The sequence below is a fragment of the Chitinophaga sp. genome, assembly GCF_036566945.1.
In the GTDB taxonomy this organism is placed as follows: domain Bacteria; phylum Bacteroidota; class Bacteroidia; order Chitinophagales; family Chitinophagaceae; genus Chitinophaga.
Genome location: NZ_DATCVJ010001078.1, coordinates 1 through 2,468 on the forward strand (window position 1 = coordinate 1; position 2,468 = coordinate 2,468).

General features: G+C 43.6%; 2 protein-coding genes. One reads left to right on the plus strand and one right to left on the minus strand.

Features of this window, described 5'->3' with window-relative positions; translation table 11 throughout:
* Positions 1 to 211: 211 nt before the first annotated feature.
* Entirely contained in the window at positions 212 to 715 is a 504-nt protein-coding gene (locus VIP81_RS32555) for a hypothetical protein (protein WP_331972113.1), read from the minus strand.
* Between the two features lie 517 nt (positions 716 to 1,232).
* Between VIP81_RS32555 and VIP81_RS32560 the strand changes: the two genes are divergently transcribed.
* A partial coding sequence (locus VIP81_RS32560) for a TonB-dependent receptor plug domain-containing protein (RefSeq protein ID WP_331972116.1) occupies positions 1,233 to 2,468 on the plus strand: 1,236 nt, incomplete at its 3' end.

The following is a 2,468-nucleotide window of genomic DNA, read 5'->3' on the forward strand; positions in this document are numbered from 1 at the left end:
TCTTAACGCGATTTTTTGTCTTATTCAGGATTATACTGATGTAGATGATTTCCCCGATTTTTACTTTTTGATTTTATAAGATTAAAAAAGATTAGCGAAGACCAATGTGGATATTCGCATTAGTCTTCGATAATCTTTTTAAAATCTTTAAAAAAAAATTCATGAAAATCATCTACATCAGTATAATCCTGAATAAGACAAAAAATCGCGTTTACTTATAACTCTCCTTAAACGCCTGCAACCCCTGCTCCATTCTGGCTTTCAGGCGCTCTCCCTGCGGGCCGTCGCCCGGTTTGGCAATGTGAAACAGCGACAATGTGTTGCTCTCTTTCAGCTCTCTGCTACCCTTATCGCTTTCTTCGATTTTCACCACGCTACCATCAAATTCCAGCCCGATGTAGTAGTCGTAGAAGACGGCCTTAATAGCGCTAACAGGCGCCGTGAGCCGGTACAGGGTATAACTGTTTTCTACCGGATAGCGAAAAGTAACGGATAAAATTCCGCTTTCGTTGATGTGAAAAGAAGATTCGATTTTGGCGCCCGATTCCGTCAGGTAAGATAACTGTGGCGGATATACGGTAGCTGCTTCGTCCAGTAATCTGGTAAACTGGATCGCGGCCTTGGCCCGGGTGCCGGGGTTGACCGCCTGTTGTGCAAACGTGCTGGTAAACGAAAAGGTAAACAGCACCCAAAGAAGTGTGTAGCGTTTTTTCATAGGTATTATTTCCAGGTAAAGGTTTTCTTACCAACAAATATAATATATTTAAATTATATATTAATATTCCCTGGCGAAGATCTCCCTGCCCGGAAACCTGACGCCGCTCACAAAAAAATAAAGAAAAAATTCAATTATCTTCCGGATATTCAGGACTCCATTCCACACCGGAATAGCCGCTCCTCCCCTAACTTTTAATATTGTTTACAATCTTTTAAAGTTCATTAACAAGTTAGATTTCTGCTGCATACTAACTTCATTGCCTTATTCGGAACCTGTGATTTATTTAAAAAATCGATTTAGCATTAGCATTAAGCGTAGTAAACCAAAATTGTAACAGCATTTATTCAAGGACAATTAGTCAACCAGATGTAGTATAACAGCATTTATTCAAATACAATTCGTCAACCAATTTTAGTATCGCAATATTTATTCAAGTAGTTCATCAACCAATTTTAGTATAACAACTGGCTATTCAGCATTCCAGTATCATTTCATAAGCTTCAAATTAAATTACATGACTGTTAATTTTACAAAATACAGCCATAGCTGCGCTGTTATGTTATTAACGTTCTGCCTTGCCGTCCTTTCCCTACCCGGCTTCGCACAGGTAAATCCTGCCACAGCGAAGATCACGGTAGCTGGATTTGTACGGGATGGTTCTGACGGAAATCCCCTACCGGGCGTATCTATCAGCATTTCAGATTCCAAATCGGGTGCTATCAGCAATCCGGATGGTAGTTACTCCGTGAAAGCGAATCCGGGCAGCATGCTCACCTTTACCATTGTTGGCTACGTGCCTTATTCTGTTACGGTGAAGGAAAACAACGCCCACCTGAATGTTACCTTACCTGTAGACAAAAAAGTACTGAAAGACGTGGTAATCATCGGTTACCAGGAAACTTCCAGAAAAACAGTAACAGCGGCCGTTACGTCCATCAATCCAAAAACATTACTGGATGTACCTACTCCTACTTTTGATGCATTGCTGCAAGGCCGTGCACCAGGACTGGATGTACAGAACTACTCCGGTGAACCGGGTGTAAGAAGTAATGTGGTAATGCGTGGAAACACTGCTGTAAGCCGCACCATCAACAGTAATCCCGCCGACCCTGTTGGCAAAACCAGTCTCGCCCGCGCGTTGAGTGGTCCCCTGTATGTGATTGACGGTGTACCCCAAACCACAGAAGATATTGCTGCCATCAACTATGGCACCGGTACCAATACAGACGTTATGGCCGGCATTGCCATCAACGATATTCAAAGTATAGATATCCTGAAAGATGCCTCCGCAGCGGCGATTTACGGATCAAGGGGCGCTGGCGGCGTTATCATCATCAAAACAAAAAGAGGACTTTCCGGCAAACCAAAAGTGGATTTCGCGACCTATCATGGGTTCACAGAAAAACCACAACTGGAAAAAGTGTTGATCGGCGCAGAAGAGCGCAGGGCCAAAATGGACCTGATCAATCACTACGGCGCCTGGGGTACCCTGAAAGATATACCGCAGATCCTGACGGATAGTCTCAATCCGGCCTTTAACAACGCCAACGACTACCAGGGTGGTATGTATCGCACAGGAAGGGTCGACAACTATGATGTATCTGTTTCCGGTGGTAACGACCTGGTGAACTACCGCTATGGGCTCAACTATTATAATGAACAGGGCATTGTACGCAAATCCGGATTAAAACGCTACAGCTTCAGCAGCAGCACGGGTTTGAACCTGTCTGAAAATCTGAAAATCTCTACG